At 57.8% G+C, this 20556-nt stretch carries 15 protein-coding genes; 9 read left to right on the top strand and 6 right to left on the bottom strand.

Annotated elements, in window-relative coordinates:
- Nucleotides 1-89 precede the first annotated feature (89 nt).
- Nucleotides 90-1679 carry a peptide chain release factor 3 gene (locus tag FHS21_RS04670; RefSeq protein WP_112525629.1) on the top strand — a complete coding sequence of 530 codons (1590 nt, stop codon included), beginning with the start codon at nucleotides 90-92 and terminating at the stop codon, nucleotides 1677-1679.
- A 7-nt stretch (nucleotides 1680-1686) separates the two neighbouring features.
- Here the strand turns inward: FHS21_RS04670 and FHS21_RS04665 are convergent, their stop codons facing one another.
- Nucleotides 1687-3726 carry a long-chain-fatty-acid--CoA ligase gene (locus FHS21_RS04665; protein WP_376772059.1) on the bottom strand — a complete coding sequence of 680 codons (2040 nt, stop codon included), beginning with the start codon at nucleotides 3724-3726 and terminating at the stop codon, nucleotides 1687-1689.
- 266 nt (nucleotides 3727-3992) lie between these two features.
- Between FHS21_RS04665 and FHS21_RS04660 the strand changes: the two genes are divergently transcribed.
- Nucleotides 3993-5627: a Na+/H+ antiporter gene (locus tag FHS21_RS04660; protein WP_112525625.1), complete on the top strand. Its 1635-nt coding sequence runs from the start codon at nucleotides 3993-3995 to the stop codon at nucleotides 5625-5627.
- 63 nt (nucleotides 5628-5690) lie between these two features.
- Here the strand turns inward: FHS21_RS04660 and FHS21_RS04655 are convergent, their stop codons facing one another.
- From FHS21_RS04655 to FHS21_RS04645, 3 genes are all read right to left on the bottom strand, one after another.
- The gene (locus FHS21_RS04655; RefSeq protein WP_112525623.1) at nucleotides 5691-6608 is read right to left on the bottom strand and encodes an MBL fold metallo-hydrolase; all 918 of its coding nucleotides are present in this window, start codon (nucleotides 6606-6608) and stop codon (nucleotides 5691-5693) included.
- 256 nt (nucleotides 6609-6864) lie between these two features.
- Nucleotides 6865-8484: a GMC family oxidoreductase gene (locus tag FHS21_RS04650; protein WP_112525621.1), complete on the bottom strand. Its 1620-nt coding sequence runs from the start codon at nucleotides 8482-8484 to the stop codon at nucleotides 6865-6867.
- A gap of 112 nt (nucleotides 8485-8596) precedes the next feature.
- On the bottom strand, nucleotides 8597-9040 hold the full coding sequence (locus FHS21_RS04645; protein WP_112525618.1) for an SRPBCC family protein: 444 nt from the start codon (nucleotides 9038-9040) through the stop codon (nucleotides 8597-8599).
- 197 nt (nucleotides 9041-9237) lie between these two features.
- On the opposite strand from FHS21_RS04645, the gene pgi reads away from it, so the two are divergent.
- The 5 genes from pgi to FHS21_RS04620 all read left to right on the top strand — a co-directional run bounded on the left by pgi (nucleotide 9238) and on the right by FHS21_RS04620 (nucleotide 16061).
- On the top strand, nucleotides 9238-10890 hold the full coding sequence (gene pgi, locus FHS21_RS04640) for a glucose-6-phosphate isomerase (protein ID WP_183661059.1): 1653 nt from the start codon (nucleotides 9238-9240) through the stop codon (nucleotides 10888-10890).
- Nucleotides 10891-10924: 34 nt separating this feature from the next.
- Nucleotides 10925-11977, top strand: a complete 1053-nt coding sequence (locus FHS21_RS04635; protein WP_112525614.1) for a M14 family metallopeptidase — start codon at nucleotides 10925-10927, stop codon at nucleotides 11975-11977.
- Nucleotides 11977-12756: an HAD family hydrolase gene (locus tag FHS21_RS04630; protein ID WP_183661057.1), complete on the top strand. Its 780-nt coding sequence runs from the start codon at nucleotides 11977-11979 to the stop codon at nucleotides 12754-12756. The genes FHS21_RS04635 and FHS21_RS04630 overlap by 1 nt, the downstream gene beginning before the upstream one ends.
- Before the next feature lie 205 nt (nucleotides 12757-12961).
- Nucleotides 12962-13951: a threonine ammonia-lyase gene (locus FHS21_RS04625; protein WP_183661054.1), complete on the top strand. Its 990-nt coding sequence runs from the start codon at nucleotides 12962-12964 to the stop codon at nucleotides 13949-13951.
- A gap of 112 nt (nucleotides 13952-14063) precedes the next feature.
- Entirely contained in the window at nucleotides 14064-16061 is a 1998-nt protein-coding gene (locus FHS21_RS04620; RefSeq protein ID WP_183661051.1) for a PhoX family protein, read from the top strand.
- Nucleotides 16062-16126: 65 nt separating this feature from the next.
- On the opposite strand, the gene FHS21_RS04615 is transcribed toward FHS21_RS04620, so the two are convergent.
- Nucleotides 16127-16687, bottom strand: coding sequence for a DUF2239 family protein (locus FHS21_RS04615; RefSeq protein ID WP_183661048.1), 561 nt, complete (start codon nucleotides 16685-16687; stop codon nucleotides 16127-16129).
- Between the two features lie 144 nt (nucleotides 16688-16831).
- Here FHS21_RS04615 and lepA point away from each other — a divergent pair, with 144 nt between their 5' ends.
- The gene (lepA, locus tag FHS21_RS04610; RefSeq protein WP_112525767.1) at nucleotides 16832-18640 is read left to right on the top strand and encodes a translation elongation factor 4; all 1809 of its coding nucleotides are present in this window, start codon (nucleotides 16832-16834) and stop codon (nucleotides 18638-18640) included.
- Nucleotides 18641-19092: 452 nt separating this feature from the next.
- The gene (locus FHS21_RS04605) at nucleotides 19093-20175 is read left to right on the top strand and encodes a reverse transcriptase domain-containing protein (protein WP_183661045.1); all 1083 of its coding nucleotides are present in this window, start codon (nucleotides 19093-19095) and stop codon (nucleotides 20173-20175) included.
- Here the strand turns inward: FHS21_RS04605 and FHS21_RS04600 are convergent.
- Entirely contained in the window at nucleotides 20172-20531 is a 360-nt protein-coding gene (locus tag FHS21_RS04600) for a hypothetical protein (RefSeq protein WP_183661042.1), read from the bottom strand. The genes FHS21_RS04605 and FHS21_RS04600 overlap by 4 nt on opposite strands.
- Nucleotides 20532-20556: the final 25 nt, after the last annotated feature.

The raw sequence follows: 20556 nt of genomic DNA, 5'->3' as shown, positions 1-20556 counted from the left end.
GTGCACAGCGCCTCGCAATCAACCATCGACTGCGAAGCCTGCGGCTGATAGAAGGCGCGCAACCTTTCCTTCATCGAGTTTGAGCTTCCATGTCTTCTGCCGACCATCCCGTTTCCAAGCGCCGTACCTTTGCGATCATCGCACACCCTGACGCCGGTAAAACCACACTGACCGAAAAGCTGCTGCTGTTCGGCGGAGCGATCCAGCTCGCGGGTGAGGTCAAGGCCAAGAAGGATCGTATCCAGACACGCTCCGATTGGATGAATATCGAGCGTGATCGCGGTATTTCGGTGGTCACTTCGGTCATGACGTTCGAGTATAGGGATTGCATCTTCAATCTGCTTGATACGCCTGGTCACGAGGACTTCGCCGATGACACCTACCGCACGCTGACTGCCGTCGATAGCGCGGTCATGGTTATCGATGCCGCGAAGGGCATCGAAGCGCGTACGCTCAAGCTCTTCGAAGTTTGCCGCATGCGCGATATTCCAATCGTTACCTTCATCAACAAGATGGATCGCGAAAGCCGCGACCCTTACGAAATTCTCGACGAGATCGAGCAAAAACTTGCGCTGGACACCGCGCCAATCACCTGGCCCATTGGCCGCGCCAAGAGCTTTGCCGGAACCTACAATCTGCAGAACAACACGGTGCGCCGGCGCGACGAGGAAGAGGTGCCGACGCCGGTCAATGGTCCTGAATCCTCCGCTGCATCCGGTCTTTTGCCGGAAAATGAACGTCAAGCGTGGATTGACGAGGTGACGCTGGCGCGCGATGCCTGCAATCCGTTCGATCTGCAGGCTTTCCGTGAGGGTCATCTTACCCCTGTGTATTTCGGTTCGGCGCTGCGCAACTACGGCGTGCGTGATCTGATCGAAGCCTTCTGCGATTATGGCCCGAGCCCGCGTGCGCAGGATGCCGATACGCGCAAGGTCGAGGCAACCGAAGACAAGATGACCGGCTTCGTCTTCAAGATTCAGGCGAACATGGATCCCAACCATCGCGACCGCATCGCTTTTCTGCGTGTCTGCTCCGGAAAACTGTCGCGCGGCATGAAAGCCAAGCTGGTGCGCACAGGCAAACCGATGAGCCTGTCTGCGCCGCAGTTCTTCTTCGCGCGCAGCCGCCAGATCGCCGATGAGGCTTGGGCCGGCGATGTGGTGGGCATTCCCAATCATGGAACGCTGCGTATCGGGGACACGCTGACGGAGGGCGAGGACCTTCTGTTCCGCGGCGTGCCCAACTTTGCGCCGGAAATCCTGCGCCGCGTGCGTCTCGACGATGCGATGAAAGCAAAGAAGCTGCGCGAGGCCCTGCAGCAGATGGCGGAGGAGGGCGTGGTCCAGCTCTTCCTGCCGGATGACGGCTCGCCCGCTATCGTCGGTGTTGTTGGCGCGCTGCAGATCGACGTTCTGACCGAGCGGCTGAAGGTGGAATATACGCTCCCCGTTGGCTTCGAACCCGCCCGCTTTACTGTCGCGCGCTGGATTTCCGCGGACGATCCGGCAGAGTTGCAGCGTTTCATCAATTCACATCGTGCCGATATCGCACATGATCTCGACAATGATCCGGTGTTTCTGGCTCAGAACACGTTTTCGCTGTCTTATGAAGCGGAGCGCTGGAAGGCGATCCGCTTCGCCGCGATCAAGGATTATCAGGTTCGCGACAAGGCTGCTTAGCCCCCGATCAATCCCGCAGTTCGCGCCGTAATATCTTGCCGACATTGCTCTTCGGCAACTCATCGCGAAACTCCACGATGCGCGGGCGCTTGTAGTTGGTCAGCCGTTCGGCACAGAAGGCTTTCACGGCCTCCTCGGTCAGCGCCGGATCCTTGCGGACGATAAAGAGTTTGACGATCTCTCCCGAATGCTCATTCGGCACGCCGATAGCCGCCGCTTCGCGTATGCCAACGTGCTCCATCGCCACTTCCTCGATCTCGTTCGGATAGACATTGAAGCCCGAGACCAGGATCATGTCCTTCTTGCGGTCAACGATCTTGGTGTAGCCACGTTCATCCATGTAGCCCATATCGCCGGAACGGAAAAAGCCGTCCGATGTCATCGCCTTCTCGGTTTCGTCCGGGCGGTTCCAGTAGCCTGCCATGACCTGCGGACCGCGGATGCAGATCTCGCCGACCTCCATTAATGGAAGCTCCTTGCCTTCATCATCGCGGATGGAGAAATCCGTCGAGGGGAGCGGCAATCCAATCGTGCCGGAGAATTCGGTTGCATCGAGCCGGTTTGCCGAAGCAACCGGAGATGTCTCCGACAGGCCATAGCCCTCCGTGATCAGGCAGCCTGTTACTTCCTTCCAGCGCTCTGCTACCGGCTTCTGCACCGCCATGCCGCCGCCAAGCGAGAGGATCAATTCCTTGAAGTCGAGCTTCCGGAATTCTTCATTGTTGAGAAGGCCGTTGAACAGCGTGTTTAGCCCGGGGAAAATGTGGAACTTGTACTTCTGCAGCTCTTTGACAAAGCCGGGAATATCGCGGGGATTTGGAATGAGCACATTCAGCGCACCTTGATCGATGCCCATCATCGCATTTACCGTCAGAGCGAAAATGTGATAAAGCGGCAGCGCGCAAATGTAGACGATGTCCTTCGGGCGTCCTTTCACGCGAAACCCGACATCGCACCACAGGCGCATTTGTGCGACATTGGAAACAATGTTGCTGTGTGTAAGGATTGCGCCTTTGGAAATACCTGTGGTGCCACCGGTATATTGCAGGAAGGCAACGTCAGCGCCGGTTACTTCAACGGGTTTCAACTTTTGAGCTGCACCTTGAGCGAGTGCTGTTTTGAATGGCGTATGGCCCGGCAAAAACCACGCGGGCACCATCTTCTTGACGCGCCGCACGACGAGATTCACGAGATGACCCTTCAGGCCCAGCATATCGCCCATCGCCGCTACGATCACGTGCTGAACAGGCGTTTTGGTGACAACTTTTGCCAGCGTTGAGGCAAAGTTTTCTAGAATAATAATTGCCTTGGCACCGCTGTCCTTCAACTGGTGTTCGAGCTCGCGCGGCGTATAAAGCGGATTGATATTGACGACCGTCAGGCCCGCGCGAAGGATCGCGGCGATCATGACTGGATATTGCAAAATATTGGGCATCATGACAGCGACGCGATCGCCCTTGACCAGTCCGCGCGATTGCAGCCATGCGGCCATGGCGCGCGAGTGGCGATTGAGATCGGCATAGGTCATGCTCTTGCCCATGCAGCTGAATGCGGGTTGGTCGGCATATTGCTTGAAAGCCCTCGCAAGCAAATCGCCAACTGACTCATATTGCGATGCAGAGATCTCCGCCGGAACACCTTCCGGATAGGATTTCACCCACTCGCGCGGCGTAGGCTTGGCGCTTGCCACCTTGGCAGTCCCGGCTTTTGGCTTTGCCACCGATTTTGCCTTGGCAGGCGTTGTTTTCGGTTTTGCAGCGGCTTCCGCAACAACAGATTTTGTTGGGACAGCTGCTGCCTTGGACGCGCGGGCAGTTCTCGTTTTCGCTGGGACTTCAGCAAGCGCAGCGGCTTTTGCTTGGGCAGGCGCCTTTGAAGCGCTTGCGTTTTTCGGTTTCGCACGCGCTTTTACCGAATTGTCCGTTGCGGCCTTCCTGACGTTACCGGTTTGCTTTTTCAAAGCTGGCGCAGCAATCTTTGCCGCTTTATCAACTGGCGCTTTTGCCGCGTTCTTGGTTGTTCTTGCCGGTGTTGTCTCTTTCGCCACATTAACCTCCCAGTTGATTTTCTTTGAAGCCTGCGCGTAGTTCTCCAAACCCGCACGCATGCTACTTAACAACGCTATCTATTGCGAGAGGCAGGTTGCTTGCAAGTATTTACATTGACGTAAACGTAAAATCATTTTGCCCCGTCCTTTGGCGAAATCGTGCAATTCACCTCTTCGGCACTATCTGGGCACAAAGTCGCCAAGGTTCGGCTCGACAAAGCACCCGCACTTCCTCCATCCTGTTCCCGATCAAAACTGGATTCTCCGTGGAAACAATAACCATTGTCCTGCTGATGCTCCTGGCCGTGGTGGTCAGCGATTCCATCATCCGGGTCCTTCCCCTTCCAGTGCCGCTGCCGCTGGTGCAGATCGGCCTCGGAGCGGCGATCGCCTCGGTGACGAACATTCGCGTCCAGCTTGATCCGGACATCTTCTTCCTGCTGTTTCTGCCGCCTCTGCTGTTCCTTGATGGCTGGCGCATCCCCAAGGAAGGTCTCTTCCGCGACAAGGGCATCATTCTCGAAATGGCGCTCGGGCTTGTTATTTTTACGGTTATCGGCGTCGGCTTCTTCGTCCATTGGATGATCCCGTCCGTGCCGTTGCCGGTCGCCTTTGCGCTTGCCGCAATCCTTTCGCCGACCGACCCGATCGCCGTTTCCGCCATTGCGGCACGCGTGCCAATCCCCTCGCGCATGATGCATATTCTCGAAGGCGAATCGCTCCTGAACGATGCGTCCGGCCTTGTCTGCATGCGCTTTGCGGTTGCCGCCATGCTTACCGGCGCGTTTTCGCTGCAGGCGGCATTCCTGACATTCCTCTGGCTTGCCTTTGCGGGAATTATAATCGGTGTTGGTGTCACCCTTGGCGTCACAAGGGGCAAGGCGTTCCTGACCCGGCATCTTGGTGAAGAAAGCGGCTCGCAAATCCTTATCAGCCTGCTCATCCCCTTTGGTGCCTATCTCCTGGCAGAACATGTACATGCCTCCGGCATTCTTGCAGCCGTCGCCGCCGGCATCACAATGAGCTACGCCGAGAACACCGGCCAGTCTCTGGCTCTGACAAGGGTAAGACGCACTGCCGTCTGGGACACGGCACAATTTGCAGCCAACGGCGCCATTTTCGTGCTTCTGGGCGAGCAGCTCCCGGGCATATTTTCAGGTGCGGTCGACAACGTCCATCACGTGGGTAGGGCGAGTTACTGGTGGCTGCCGGTCTATGTGGTGGTTATCTATGCGTCGCTGGTCGCGCTTCGCTTTGCGTGGGTCTGGGTCTCGTGGCGCTTCGCCTTTCGCCGGTCTTCCAAAAGTGGACAGCCCGGCGTGAGGCCAAGTTGGCAGCTCGTCGCCGCCATGTCCTTTGCCGGGGTTCGTGGTGCCATCACCCTGGCCGGTATCCTGACGCTACCGTTTTTCCTCAATGATGGAAGCCTGTTTCCCGCCCGTGATCTTGTAATATTCTTGGCGGCAGGCGTCATTATCCTGTCCCTCATTATGGCAAGCATTTGTCTTCCGCGCGTGCTTAAGAATATCGACCTGCCGATAGAAGATTCCCACCAACGGGAGGAGGATTACGCCCGTATTGCCGCCGCGGAAGCCGCGATCATGGCCATCGAAAAGGCCCAACACGAACTCGCATCCGGCCGTGCCGACGCCGATGCTTTCACCGATGTGGCTACGCAGATCATGGAGCTCTATCGCAAGCGCATCGACGGGCGCATGCATCTTGGTGAGGAACGCGAACAGGCGGCACGAAGCGAGGAAATCGGAAAACAGCTGCACATTACCGCGCTGAAGGCAGAGCGGCAGGAAATCTACCGTCTGGTGCGGGCGCGGCGGCTGGAAAGCACCGTCGCCAGCAAAATGGTGCGCGATATCGATCTGCTCGAAGCAAGATATAGCTGACTAGGGCACGGGCTCACAAACCCTATGAGTACGCGCCCTGGTGCAGCCCTAACCCAACAAGGGTCAGTAGTCCCAGAATATCGGTACCCAACGAAAGGTATCGCCGTCGGTCGCCACATGACCGATGGATGGGAACGGCAGATGAGTGGCCACCAGCAGCTCGCCGGTCGCCGACAGCTCCTTCAAAAGACGGACGCGGACACGCGCCGCCTCTTCGGGGTCGTGTTCGAAGCCGTTGAACCAGTCGGGATGTTCGAACCCGACCGCGAATACGGCGTCGCCGGCGAACATCAGCCGGTCGCCGCCGGACGCGAGGCGCACCACGCTATGCCCTGGGGTGTGGCCGCCGGTGCGGGTGACGACCACCCCCGGCGCAACCTCGTACTCCTCCTCGAACGTCTGCAGATTGCTGCGGTACTCTTCCGCAAACCGCTTGGCGGCGGCCCGAAGCGCGTCCGGGAACCCCTCCGGCATGGAGACGTGGGAGAAATCTGGGTGCGTCCAGAACTCGACCTCGGCGGCTGCAACGTGGATCCGCAAGTCCTTACGCAGTTGGTCTTTCACCCCGTCGACGAGCAGCATGCCAATGTGGTCCATGTGCATGTGGGTAAGCACCACGTCGGTCACGGACCCAAGATCGATGCCGGCGGCCTTTAGTCGATGGGCCAACTGCCCGGCCCGCGGCAAATTCAAGTTCGGATCGTCTCCCAGCCCGGCGTCGATGAGGATGGTCTTGCCGCCGCTTCGAACCACGACCACGTTCAGCCCCCAGTCGAGCTTATCCGTCGGCAGGAAATTGTAGTTGAGCCAAGCCGCCCGGTCGGCCGCTTCGGCGTTGTGGCCCAACATCTTGCCTGGCAACGGAAGCACCCCGTCGCTGATCACCATTACGTCGATCTCGCCGATCTTCAACGCGTAGCGCGACGGAACCAACTCGTCGGGGGCCGATCTAGCGGGATGTGAAGTGTGTTGTAGGTTCATGTTTGCCTCCTGTGTTTGCTGACCGCCGCCTTACACACGGCATCGACGAAGCTACGTTGAGGCGTGTTCGCGGTAAATTGGGGTCGAGGGGTAGGGCGAGCCATACCACGGTATAGGTCCTGCCATTCAAGTTGCGGGGCGTCGAATAACCGGAGTCGACGCCGGCGGCAGAGCTGTGGCAACAGTTTTCGAACGGTTATCGTTGGAACGGTATGTCGGCAGGCGCCGGAAGCGGCTTCGACTTCGAGCGTGCTATTCAGTACTTGTCACTGTCTTCCAGAACAAGTTCTGCTCCCTTGGCACCTACCATCATGGCAGCGGCGTTGGTATTGCCGGAAATGATATTGGGAAATACCGAGCAGTCGATGATGCGTAGTCCCTCTACGCCGTGAACCCGCAAACGCGGATCGACCACCGATTGCGCCGGATCCGGGCCCATGCGACAGGTGGAAACGGGATGGTAGACCGTGCCACTGCGCCGCCGGAAATCCGTGATCAATTCATCATCGCGCCGGCAAGCCGCGCCCGGCAGCAATTCCTCCACGATCAGCTTGGACATTGTCGGCGTTGCGGCGATCTTGCGCAGGAATTTCACCGCGTCGAGCATCTCTGCCACGTCATGGTTAGTGGAGAACGCGTTCGGCACGATGCGCGGGGGCTCCAGCGGGTTGCTTGAGCGAATGTGGATCGAACCCGTACTCGTCGGACGGCAGTTCGAAAGCCCGATGGAAAAGCCCGGCCACGGGTCGGGCGTCAGTATCGGCCGTTCGCCATTCTTGGGGACTAGCGTTGAAAAAGCCTGGAAGTAGAGCTGCATGTTGGCGCGCTTGCGCGATGGGTCGCTACGAAAAAAGCCGCCGCCCTGGTTCATGCTGATTGACAGGGGTCCGCTCCGCAGCAGCAGGTATTCCATGCCCGCAAGCGTCTTTCCCCACCATGGTCGCAACATCTGGTTGAGCGATGGAACATTGGCCCGGTAGGTGTAGTTGATACCAAGATGGTCCTGCAGATTTTCGCCCACCTGGGCGTTGTCGTGTACCACAGCAACGCCAAGATCGCGCAGCCGCGTGGCGTCGCCGATGCCCGACAGTTCCAGGAGCTGCGGCGTATTGATCGTGCCGCCGCAGAGTATGATTTCGCGGCCGGCCATGACAGTCTCGCTCTCGCCGTTCCGGATGAATTCGACGCCAGAGGCGCGGTTTCCTTCGAAAAGAATGCGCGTCACCATCGCTTGCGTGATGACGGTGACATTGGGCCGCTTCATCGCAGGTCGCAGGAAAGCCCGAGCGGCGGACATCCGCCTTCCGCCTTTCGTCGTCAATTGAAAAGGCCCGACGCCTTCCTGGCGCGCGCCATTGAAATCAGGGTTATAGGCAAGTCCGGCTTCCTGCGCCGCCTTAATCAGTTGGTTGGCAAGCGGGTGAAACAGCTTTGAGCAGTCGCTGACATGCAGCGGTCCGCCCTTGCCAAGGCTCTGTGCCGGCCCGTCATGATCCTCAAGCGAGCGGAATACCGGCAGAACATCGGCGTAGCCCCAGCCCGGATTGCCCCTGTCGCGCCACTCGTCAAAGTCTTCGGGTGCGCCGCGAACATAGACCATGGCATTGATCGAACTCGATCCGCCAAGCACCTTGCCGCGCGGCCAGTAGTCGGCATTGCCATCAAGGCCAGGATCAGGTTCCGCGCGGTACATCCAGTTGACGGATTTGTCGTAAAACGTCTTGCCATAGCCGAGCGGCATGGTCACGAAGAAGCGCCGGTCCGAGCCGCCAGCTTCCAGCACCAGCACGGAATGTCGTCCACTTGCTGAAAGTCGCTCCGCGACGACCGATCCCGCCGATCCTGATCCGACAATGATAAAATCAAAGGAGCGCATGCATGCCATTCCAAATGCGTTATTGCATGCGTTCAGGATATCCGGCTTCGACTCCTTAAACCCAAACGGCTTTCCGCCATGGCTTATGGAAATTGCGACAGATGGTCCTTTCCTAGGTCCCGCTCACCGCTGCGTTGAAGTTCTCGAAAAACTGCGTGGCAAGTTTTTTGGAGGTCGAGGCAATCAACCGGCTGCCGAGTTGGGCGATCTTGCCACCGACATCCGCGTTGACCACATAGGCCAGCACGGTCTCGCTACCTTCCTCGATCAGCGTGACATCGGCTCCGCCCTTGGCAAATCCGGCAACTCCGCCCTTGCCTTCGCCGGAGATCGTATAGGAGGAGGGCGGATTGAGATTCGTCAGCTGCACCTTGCCGTTGAAACGTGCCTTGACCGGACCGATTTTGACGCCGACGATGGCTTCGAGCTCCGTATCCGAGATTTTCTCGAGGCTTTCGCATCCGGGTATGCACGCCCTCAATATTTCCGGATCGTTCAAGGCTTTCCAGACAGTGTCGCGCGATGCGGCAATGCGTTCTTCTCCGGTCAAGTCCATGCTCAGCCCTCCCTTTTGGAGCAAATTAGAATACTATTCAGGCAAATAGAAGCGCTTGAAGCGCCGCAGTTCCGCCAGCATTTGCGGCACAGACTTGCCGTAGTATGGAAAGACCGAAATTCTTCTTCCGGTTGATTGAACTAAAACCATTCCGGTGGCAGTTTGCCCACCATCAAGCGTGATTTCAGGAGACAGACATGGCATCAGGACAAGCGAACGACCTCAAGCGGCAGGTGTTGGCATTGAAAGCACATTGGAAAAAGGGTGCGCCGAAGGACATGCGCGCGACCTTCGCCGATGACCCGAAGCGCTTTTCCCGCTATTCACTCCAGCTCGACGATCTGCTGCTCGACTGGTCGAAATGCCTCGTAGACGACGAAGCGTTGTCGCTGCTTGGCGAAATGGCCAAGGTTGCCAAGGTTGAAGAACGTCGCGACGCAATGTTTGCCGGCAAACCAATCAACAATACGGAAGGCCGCGCAGTGCTGCACATTGCATTGCGCAACCGCTCCGGCAAGCCGATCAAGGTCGATGGCGAGGATGTTATGCCTGGCGTCAAGGAGGTGCTCGATCGCATGGCGGCATTCGCCAACGGTCTGCGTTCCGGCGAAATCAAGGGTGCAAAGAACAAGCCGATCACTGACATCGTCAATATAGGCATCGGCGGTTCCGATCTTGGTCCAGCCATGGCCACGCTTGCCATGTCGCCCTACCATGATGGCCCCAAAGCGCATTTCGTCTCCAATATCGATAGCGCTCATATCGCCGATACGCTTGCCGGTCTCGATCCGGCAACAACGTTGATCATCATCGCTTCGAAAACCTTCACCACCATCGAGACCATGACCAACGCCAAGGCGGCGCGCAAATGGATCGCCGATGCGCTGGGCGAGAATGCCGTCGGCAAGCACTTCGCCGCTGTTTCCACCGCACTCGACAAGGTCGACGCCTTTGGTATTCCCGCAGACCGCATTTTCGGTTTCTGGGATTGGGTTGGCGGTCGCTATTCCATCTGGTCGGCGATCGGTCTTCCGCTGATGATCGCCATCGGACCGGAAAATTTCGGCCGCTTTCTCGATGGCGCCCATGCCATGGACGAGCACTTCCGCAAAACTCCGTTGAAGAAAAACCTGCCGATGATGCTGGGTCTGATCGGCTACTGGCACCGCGCCATTTCGGGCTATACCAGCCGCGCCGTAATCCCGTACGACCAGCGGCTGGCTCGGTTGCCTGCTTATCTGCAGCAACTCGACATGGAATCGAACGGCAAAGGCGTTACCATCGACGGCAAGCCGGTTACCGGGCCGACCGGACCCGTCGTCTGGGGCGAGCCCGGCACCAACGGTCAGCATGCATTCTTCCAGCTTCTGCATCAGGGTACAGATACGATTCCTGTGGAGTTCATCGTTGCGGCCAAGGGTCATGAGCCACAGCTCGACAACCAGCACGAAATGCTGCTCGCAAATTGCCTCGCTCAATCCGAAGCACTCATGCGCGGCCGCACACTGGACGAAGCCAAGGCGCAACTCGCGGCAAAGAACCTGCCCAAATCCGAGGTGAACCGCATTGCGCCGCACAGGGTTTTCACCGGCAACCGCCCGTCGATTACCATTATCCATGACCTTCTCGATCCCTATACGCTTGGCCGCCTGATTGCGCTTTATGAGCATCGGGTGTTCGTCGAGGCGCAGCTTTACGGCATCAATGCCTTCGATCAGTGGGGCGTCGAGCTTGGCAAGGAACTGGCGACGGAACTTCTGCCGGTAGTCTCCGGTGACGTGAAGCCGAAGGACAAGGACGCTTCCACGCAAGGTCTTGTCGCGCACCTGCGCAAGCGCCGCGGCAAATAGAGCTAAAGTCACACGAAATAATCGGAAAAGAATGATGAAGACGGAAAAGATCACGCTGGCCGGCGATGTGCCGGGCAACTTAATCGAACTGCGCGTCCTGCGCTTTGAGGGCGGAAACAACGAAACCGTGAGTGCTTATTTGCAATCGTCGCTACATGGTTCGGAACTGCCGGGCCAGGCCGCATTGCATTTCCTCATTCCGATGCTTGAAAAGGCCGAAAAGGAAGGCCGCGTCGCGGGCAATATCACCGTCGTTCCGCAGGCAAATCCGATCGGCTCGGCGCAATGGCAGGCGCATCAGCATCTCGGCCGTTTCGATTATTTTTCCGGCGTCAATTTCAACCGTTCTTTCCCGCTGCTCGAATCCTTCGATACCACTGGGCTCCCCGCTATAGATGCGCCGAAATCTCTGGCGGAGCGGTTGAAGGCGCAGCTTCTGCGTCTGGCGTTGCCGCACGAAATCGTGCTCGACCTGCACTGCGACGACGAGAGCGAAAACTACCTTTATATCCATCAGGCTTTCTTGCCGGAAATGTACGATCTCGCTTCAGCACTCGGTTCGACCGCCATCCTTTCATGGGACAGCACGGCCGATGCCGCCTTCGAGGAGGCGTGTGCGCATCCGGCATTGCATCTGTCCGAGCAAGAACGAAAGGCCCGCGCGGTCACCACCGTCGAGTTTCGCGGCCTGAACGATGTCGATATCGAAACTGGCAAACACGACGCCGAAGGCCTGTACAGGTTCCTGGTCCACCGCGGTGTGATCATCGACGACAACGTCAAGCTGAATGTTGATTTCAATGGCCCGGTGACGCCACTCGAAAACGTCGAGATGATCCGGGCGCCGCAGGGCGGGATGATCCTGTTCCACGTCGATATCGGCGATGAGGTGCAAGCGGGCGCCAAGTTGGTGACAGTCGTGACTGTCCCGGGTGATCCGAGCGGCGATATCACGCTGACCGCACCGCAGGCGGGTCGGATTCTCACGCGCCGTAGCCACCGTTATACCCGTCGCGGCGATGATTTGTTGAAACTCCTCGGCGGCGAGCGTTCGGAAAACGCCCGGCCGGGCTCACTGGAAGCCTGATGCCGACGGCCGGCTCCTCCCAGATCCGCGGCATTCTCTTCGACAAGGATGGCACGCTCGTCGATTTCAACCGCACCTGGTTCGGCATCACCATGGAACTGGCGCACAAGGCAGCCGATGGTGATGAGGCACGGGCGCGCGCACTGGTCGAAGCGGGCGGTTATGATTGGGAGATGGAAAAGTTTCGTGGCGGCTCGGTCATCGCCGCGGGAACCGTCAATGACATTGTCGACCTGTGGCATCCCGAATTGACAATAGAAGAAAAGCGCGCGCGCATCAGCGCTTACAACGCTTATGCCGTGCAAGAAGGCTCGCGCCGTGCCATCGGCATCGGAGGGTTGCACGTGACGCTGGAAGCGCTGGTCGCACAAGGGTTTGTTCTTGGCATCGCCACGAACGACTCGGAAGCCGGCGCCCGAGCAACGGCGGAAGCGCTCGGTCTGACTGCATTGTTCAGCGTGATTATCGGTTATGATTCCGTGGCGCGCGCCAAGCCGCATGCGGACCAGCTGCATTTGTTTGCGGCCAAGACGGGCCTCGAGCCAAAGTCTATTGCCATGGTCGGCGACAACGCCCACGATCTGGAAATGGCCCATGCAGCTGGCGCCGGCCTTGCCATCGGCGTCCTGTCCGGTAACAGCACGCTGGATGACCTTGCGCATCTCAGCGACGCCATCCTGGGTTCCATCGCCGAATTGCCGCAGTTTCTGGAAAAGCGTGCTGAAACAAGACCCCTCCCCGTCGCTGCGCTCCGTCCCTCCCCACAAGGGGGAGGGTAGGTGGCGCGCCCGTCAGGTGATGGAGGCTTGCAGGAATAGTGCTGTTACCCTCCCCCTTGTGGGGAGGGAAGCTGCGTAGCAGCAGGGAGGGGACTTCTGGCGAGTCGATGACCCTCCGATTGCTATGATGACAATGATTTGAGTGCCTGTTACGGATCGCGGTGCTATCAATCCTTCGCATTGAAAGACCTAAAGCGAGGACAGCATGGACAGTCAGGGTTTGGCGATTGATATAGGTGACGTCGAGGCGGCCGCAGCAAGGCTCAAGGGCCAGATCGTGTCGACGCGGCTTGTAGAATCCGAAGCCCTGAACGCGAAGTACAAGGCGCGTATACTGTTCAAGCCGGAATGTCTGCAACGCACAGGCTCTTTCAAATTCCGCGGCGCTTACAACCGTATCAGCCAGTTCACCGGGGACGAGCACAAGCGCGGCATCATCGCCTATTCCTCGGGTAATCACGCCCAGGGCGTTGCCAGCTCAGCCAAGCTATTCGGCATTCATGCCACCATCATCATGCCGCTTGATGCTCCGCAGACAAAGGTCGCCAACACGCGCTCCTACGGCGCGGAAGTCGTGTTTTACGACCGCTACAATCAAACCCGCGATGAGGTTGCCGCACCCTATATCGAGGAGCGCGGCATGGTGCTGGTGCCACCGTATGACGATCCATCGATCATGGCGGGGCAGGGGACGATCGGCCTTGAGCTTGTGGCCGATGCCAATGAGCGTGGACTAACCTTCGACCACTTGTTCGTACCGACGGGCGGCGGTGGTCTTATCAGCGGCATTTCCGTGGCGGTGAAGGCTGGTTCTCCTGGAACGCGTATCTGGGGCGTAGAACCGGAAAACTTCGATGATCTGCGCCGTTCGCTCATCGCCGGTGAACCGGTCGCCAATGAACCCGGGCATCGCTCGATCTGCGACGCGATTCTGACGCCGCAGCCGGGCAATCTCACCTTCCCGGTCAACAAGCGCAATCTTGCCGGCGCCATCGCAGTCACCGATGACGCCGTGAAGGCCGCAATGCGCGATGCAGCGAACTACCTGAAATTGATCGTCGAACCCGGCGGCTGCGCTGGGCTTGCGGCTTTGGCGAGCGGCGAAGTCGATATCGAAGGCAAGACGGTTGCTGTCGTGCTATCCGGCGGCAATGTCGATCTCGACCTCTATGGCGAATTCATCGCTGCAGCTTAGACCTTCGTACTAATAGCGCGCGTCTGTCATCATATTGTTACTCTGGCGTCATAGCGGGGGGATACGTTTAAGAGACGTTGAGGACCCAGCCAGATAGCCAGAGGTAAGCGCCATGAACGACCAGTCTCCGACATTCCGCACCAGCCAGCTCGAGGAAAATGACGGTCCGGGCCACAACCCGACCGACAATGCCACCATGGGCGAACTCATTGCCGCGCGCTTCTCGCGGCGGGGTTTTCTCAAGGGCTCTCTCGCCGTATCCGCCATCGCCGCGACTGTTAGCCCCATGGCGCTGATGATGGCCGACGATGCGCGTGCCGAAAGCAAATCCGCCTTCACTTTTGAGGAAGTCGAGGTCGGCATCGATGAGACGCACCATGTCGCCGCCGGTTATGACGCGGATGTCCTTCTGCGTTGGGGTGATGGCATTTTTGCAGATTCGCCCGAGTTCGATCCGCTGAACCAGACACCGGAAAGCCAGGCCAAGCAGTTCGGCTACAATAATGATTATGTCGGCTATATTCCGATCGACGGTTCTTCCGAGCACGGCCTGCTCGTCGTCAATCACGAATACACCAATGAACATCTGATGTTCCCGGGTATTGTCAAAGTCGTCAAGGATGACAAAGGCGACGCCAAGATCGAGATCGCGCCGGCTGACCAGAAGCGTGTCGATATCGAAATGGCCGCCCATGGCGGCACAGTTGTCGAAATCAAAAAGACCGACGGCAAGTGGCAGGTTGTCAAGGACGGCAAGCTTAACCGGCGCATCACTGCCAATACGGAAATGCAATTGTCCGGCCCGGTTGCCGGCCATGACCGCGTCAAGACCAATGCCGATTCTTCCGGCAAAAAAGTTTTCGGCATGATCAATAATTGCTCCGGCGGTGTTACCCCTTGGGGCACCTATGTATCGGGCGAAGAAAATATCCATGGCTATTTCACCGGCAAACTGCCGGAAGACAGCAAGGAAGCCGCCAATTACAAGCGGATGGGCATTCCTGAAGGCGTTTACGACTGGGGCAACTTCCATGATCGCTTCGATCTGTCGAAGGACCCGAACGAGGCCAACCGCTTTGGCTGGGTGATCGAGATCGATGTGAACGATCCCAATTCCATTCCCAAGAAGCGGACTGCCATGGGCCGGTTCAAGCATGAGGGCGCCGATTCCATCGTCGCCAAGGACGGCCGTGTCGTCTTCTATCTCGGCGATGATGAGCGTTTCGATTATGTCTATAAGTTCGTCACCACCGGCAAATTCAATCCGGACGACCGCGCCGCCAACATGGATCTTCTGGATGATGGCACGCTTTATGTCGCCAAGTTCGATGTCGACGGCTCGGTCAACTGGCTGCCGGTCGTCTTCGGCGAGGGCCCGCTGACGGAAGCCAATGGCTTTGCCAGCCAGGCAGACGTGTTGATCGAAACCCGCCGCGCTGGCGATCTGCTCGGCGCGACCAAGATGGATCGCCCCGAAGACATTGGCCCGAACGGGGTCAATGGCAAGGTCTATGTCATGCTGACCAACAATACCAAGCGCAAGGACGATCAGGTCGACGCCGTCAATCCGCGCGCCAAGAACGCCTTCGGTCATATAGTCGAGATTGCCGAGGAAGATGGAAACTTCGCCGCCACCAAAGGCAAGTGGGAAATCCTCTTGAAATGCGGTGATCCATCAGTCGCCGATGTCGGCGCATCCTTCTCCACCGATACCACCAAGAATGGCTGGTTCGGCATGCCGGACAATTGCGCTGTCGATGCGGAAGGCCGCCTTTGGGTGTCCACCGATGGCAATTCACCCAAGGAAACTGGCCGCACCGATGGCATCTGGGCTGTGGATACGGACGGTCCCGCCCGCGGCACGTCGAAACTGTTCTTCCGCGTGCCGGTCGGCGCGGAAATGTGCGGCCCGCTCATGCTGCCGGACATGGCAACCTTCATGGTTGCTGTCCAGCATCCGGGCGATGGCGGCGACGATTGGAAGCCCTTCGGCCGTCCATCCTATTACGAGGACCTGTCGACCCACTGGCCGGACTTCAAGGACAACATGCCGGTGCGCCCCTCCGTCCTCGCCATCACCAAAAAGGGCGGCGGCAAGATCGGCGTTTGATCGAAAACGTTACTTGCCCTCATGGTACCCAGAGCCATGAGGGCAAGGCCTGTCTTAAGTTCCGGTCAGTCCTCCCAGCCAAACGCCGGCTCGCTCAATTTGCGCACATGGTCGCGCACATCAGCGGGCCAGCCTTCCGTCAAATCCGTGAACCGCTGCACATTGCCGGCATAAAGCGCCCGCGCTGCTTCCTCGTAATGCGGCTCGTTACCGGCCATCACCATCATGAAGCTGTCGGCTGCACCTTGGGCCTGCCGCTTCTTTTCGCGCCCGCCATTTTCGTTACGTGCCGCATCGACCAGCTTGCGCAACGTAACGGAAGCGCCGCCCGGCTGGCCGTTGAGCCAGTCCCACTGCCGCGGCAGCAGCGTTACCTCACGTGCCGTAACGCCGAGCTTCGGTCGCCCCGGCTTGCGCGGCTCGCTCGTATCCAGCCGTGCTGCGATTTCCGCATCGCTGCCGCGCAGGTCGAACTCCACCTGTTTCCCCGTGGCATCGTCGAAGACGAAGATCGCCTCGCCTGTATCGGACGCGCGCTTCAGCGCCAGCGCGACCTCAACCCGCGTGCCGCTCGCGATCTTCCGCATGCCCTGAAAGGCCGTGCATGTCTGTTCTGTCGTTTCCATGATCCTGCTCACCTGTTGGATGGCGGGCTTTTACCCGGGTAAAATACCGTCGTCAATATACCCGGGTAAAATTATTCTCCGCTATTCTGTCACCACCCGCATGCTACCCTTCCAAATCCGGCCGAAATGCTCTATGTGGCGCGCATGAGCACTCCACTAGATCACATTCGTAATTTCTCCATCGTCGCCCATATCGACCATGGCAAATCCACCCTTGCCGACCGGCTGATCCAATCGACCGGCGGGCTGGAGCTGCGCGACATGAAGGAGCAGGTGCTCGACTCGATGGATATCGAGCGCGAGCGCGGCATCACCATCAAGGCGCAGACCGTTCGGCTGAACTACAAGGCCAACAATGGTGAGACCTATGTCCTCAACCTGATCGACACGCCCGGCCACGTCGATTTCGCCTATGAGGTGTCGCGGTCGCTGTCCGCCTGCGAAGGCTCGCTGCTCGTCGTCGATGCCAGCCAGGGCGTCGAGGCGCAGACACTCGCCAATGTCTATCAGGCCATCGACAACAACCACGAGATCGTCGTGGTCTTGAACAAGGTCGATCTCCCCGCCGCCGAGCCGGAGCGTATCCGCGAGCAGGTCGAGGAAGTCATCGGCATCGATGCGAGCCAGGCCGTGCTCATCTCCGCCAAGACCGGCCTCGGCATTCCGGATGTGCTGGAAGCCATCGTCAACCAGCTGCCGCCGCCGCGCGAAGGTGACCGCACCAAGCCGCTGAAGGCCATGCTGGTCGATAGCTGGTATGATGCCTATCTCGGCGTCATCGTTCTCGTGCGCATCATCGATGGCGTCCTGAAAAAGGGCCAGACCATCCGCATGATGGGCACCGGCGCCAAATATCCGGTGGAGCGCACCGGCGTGTTCACGCCGAAGATGCTCGCCGTCGATGAGCTTGGCCCCGGCGAGTTCGGCTTCATTACCGCCTCGATCAAGGAAGTCGCCGACACCCGCGTCGGCGATACCATCACCGAGGACAAGCGCCCGACCGCGTCGATCCTGCCCGGTTTCAAGCCGGCGCAGCCCGTCGTCTTCTGCGGCCTCTTCCCCGTCGATGCGGCGGATTTCGAGGATCTGCGCGCCGCCATGGGCCGCCTGCGCCTCAACGATGCCTCTTTCTCCTTCGAGATGGAAAGCTCGGCCGCGCTCGGTTTCGGCTTCCGCTGCGGCTTCCTCGGGCTGCTGCACCTCGAGATCATCCAGGAACGGCTGGAGCGCGAGTTCAACCTCGATCTCATCGCCACTGCGCCGAGCGTCGTTTACAAGCTCAACATGACCGACGGCACCCAGCGCGAATTGCACAATCCCGCCGACATGCCGGAGGTGATGAAGATCGCCTCCATCGAGGAGCCGTGGATCCGCGCGACGATCCTCACCCCCGATGATTATCTCGGCTCGATCCTCAAGCTCTGCCAGGACCGCCGCGGCATCCAGATCGATCTGAACTATGTCGGCAAGCGCGCCATGGTCACCTATGACCTGCCGCTCAACGAGGTGGTGTTCGATTTCTACGACAGGCTGAAGTCCATCAGCCAGGGCTATGCCTCCTTCGATTATCATCTGTCCGATTATCGCGAAGGCAATCTCGTCAAGATGTCGGTGCTGGTGAATGGCGAGCCGGTGGACGCATTGTCGATGATGGTGCACCGCGCCGCCGCCGAAAAGCGCGGCCGCGACCTTTGCGAAAAGCTCAAGGACCTGATCCCCAAGCACATGTTCAAGATCCCGATCCAGGCGGCCATCGGCGGCACGGTGATCGCGCGCGAAACCATCTCGGCCCTGCGCAAGGATGTGACGGCCAAGTGCTATGGCGGCGACGTCTCGCGCAAGCGCAAGCTTCTGGAAAAGCAGAAGGAAGGCAAGAAGCGCATGCGGCAGTTCGGCAAGGTCGAAATCCCGCAGGAAGCCTTCATCCAGGCGCTGAAGATGGGCGATAGTTGAGGGCTCCGCCACCCTTTACCCTCCCCCTTGTGGGGGCCGAAGGCGGGCGAGACCCGTGGCTCGCCCCGGAAGTCGGAGCGAAGCGACGGGGAGGGGCGTTTCTCGCCCTGATCCTGTGCAGCGCGGCGCTTGCCGGCTGCACCACAACCGCGCCGCGCACCCCGCCCGTGGCGGCACCTGTCGCGCAGGGCGACAACCAGCCCGAACTGCCAACGCCCGGCATCAAGCCGCTGACCGTTGAGCAGGAAGAGCAGTTTGGTAATTCTGAGTGATCGTAAGTTTAAGAAGATATTTAGATTGAAGTAGAAAAAGCCTTTCTCTTTAGAGCAAAACAATAGAAGGTAGTTCAATGCACGTGTTGTGCTAGTTGAGCCACGAAAACTCCCTATGCAGGTGTCATCGCAAGTGACGTCGCCCTTCGCAAACGCCGTCTCCTTTAAGGAGACCCTGACTTGGCGTGGCTCAACCCGAAAGGGTTCTTAATGGAAGATGTGATTCGCAAGGCGATTGAATTTCAAGCTCGCAAGATACTTCGGAAAGAAGAAAAGCAAAGATTTGCGAACAGGAAATACCAGCGAAAGCACAAATTAAGAACGGGCTCGACACCTCTGGTGTCTGACTATCGGGAGCCGAGCATCTGGGGGGTGGCGCCCCATTTCAACCCTCGATACTGCATTACGCATTCGAAGTTTTTGGCCAAAGTTATTTGGCTAAAGATACGCAGCCGCGAATTCGAACCTCAACCCGCAATCCGCTATAGAATTGCCAAGGACACCGGCGGATTTCGAGAAATTATGGTATTTTCCATTCCCGATTCAGCAATATCTAATCTGTTCTATCGAAGGTTGAGAGATAAAAACAGAAATCTTTTCTCTCCATTCAGTTACGCGTACATGAAAGATAGGGGTCTTTTTGATGCCGTTATTCAATTGAGGTCATTCTTAGACGGCGGGAAGAAATATGTTATACAATTCGATTTTGCCAAATACTTTGATAGTATAGACCACAAATATTTGGAGCATCTCTTCGAGATAACCGGGTTTAATTTGTCAAATACGGAACTGTATTTGATGAGGTCTTTCCTTAAGCACAAAATATTCGACTCGAAGAACTATGGTCACGGTCCTGCCGAAATTAGAAGAGTGGGCGTACCGCAGGGTTCGTCTTTATCTCTTTTTCTTGCGAATCTGGCGGGACACCAGCTTGACCGCCGACTTGAATCGACAAATGGACAGTTCGTTCGGTTTGCGGATGATATCGTCGCCGTGACGAACAATCACAACGACGCTCTTCAGATCCTCTCAGCATTCGACGACCACTGTGAGTACTCTGGTATTTCAATAAATCACCAGAAGTCACCCGGGATATCAATCCTTGCCACAGACGTTAAGTCTGAGATGCGCAGTTTTTACGTTAATAACGGTGATGGAGATCAAGTGGATGTTATCGAAGAATTTGACTATATCGGACATAAGTTTTCGAAGGACGAAATTCAACTTTCGAGTCGCGGAATAAAAAAACAAAGCGGAGGTTAAGCCGAATAATCTATATTCACCTTCTGTATAGCCTCAAAAGCCTGAAGAAATTTGACAAAAGTAGAGTCGTTGGCTCGCATTTTGATTGGGATTTGGTTACCTGCGTCAACGAGATTAGAAAGTTTATTTATGGCGGATTGCGAGAGCATGAAATAAGAAGCTTTCTTGATCGAAACCAGAGACTTGGGAAATTTCGCGGCTTTATTGCTTTCTGCCCGCTGATCTCGTCCGTCGATCAGTTTGCTGAACTGGATGGTTGGCTGGTCAGTGTAGTAAAGCGCGCGCTCAAAGAGCGTTACAGGCTCGTTTTCGCTATGAAAGGGAAACCAGTAGTCAAAGAAGTACCCAATTTCCAATCGCTTTTAAGCGGGCAATGGTACG

The organism is Phyllobacterium trifolii, assembly GCF_014192095.1.
Classification (GTDB): Bacteria; Pseudomonadota; Alphaproteobacteria; order Rhizobiales; family Rhizobiaceae; genus Phyllobacterium; species Phyllobacterium trifolii.
This window is presented reverse-complemented; position numbering and strand designations above follow the sequence as displayed.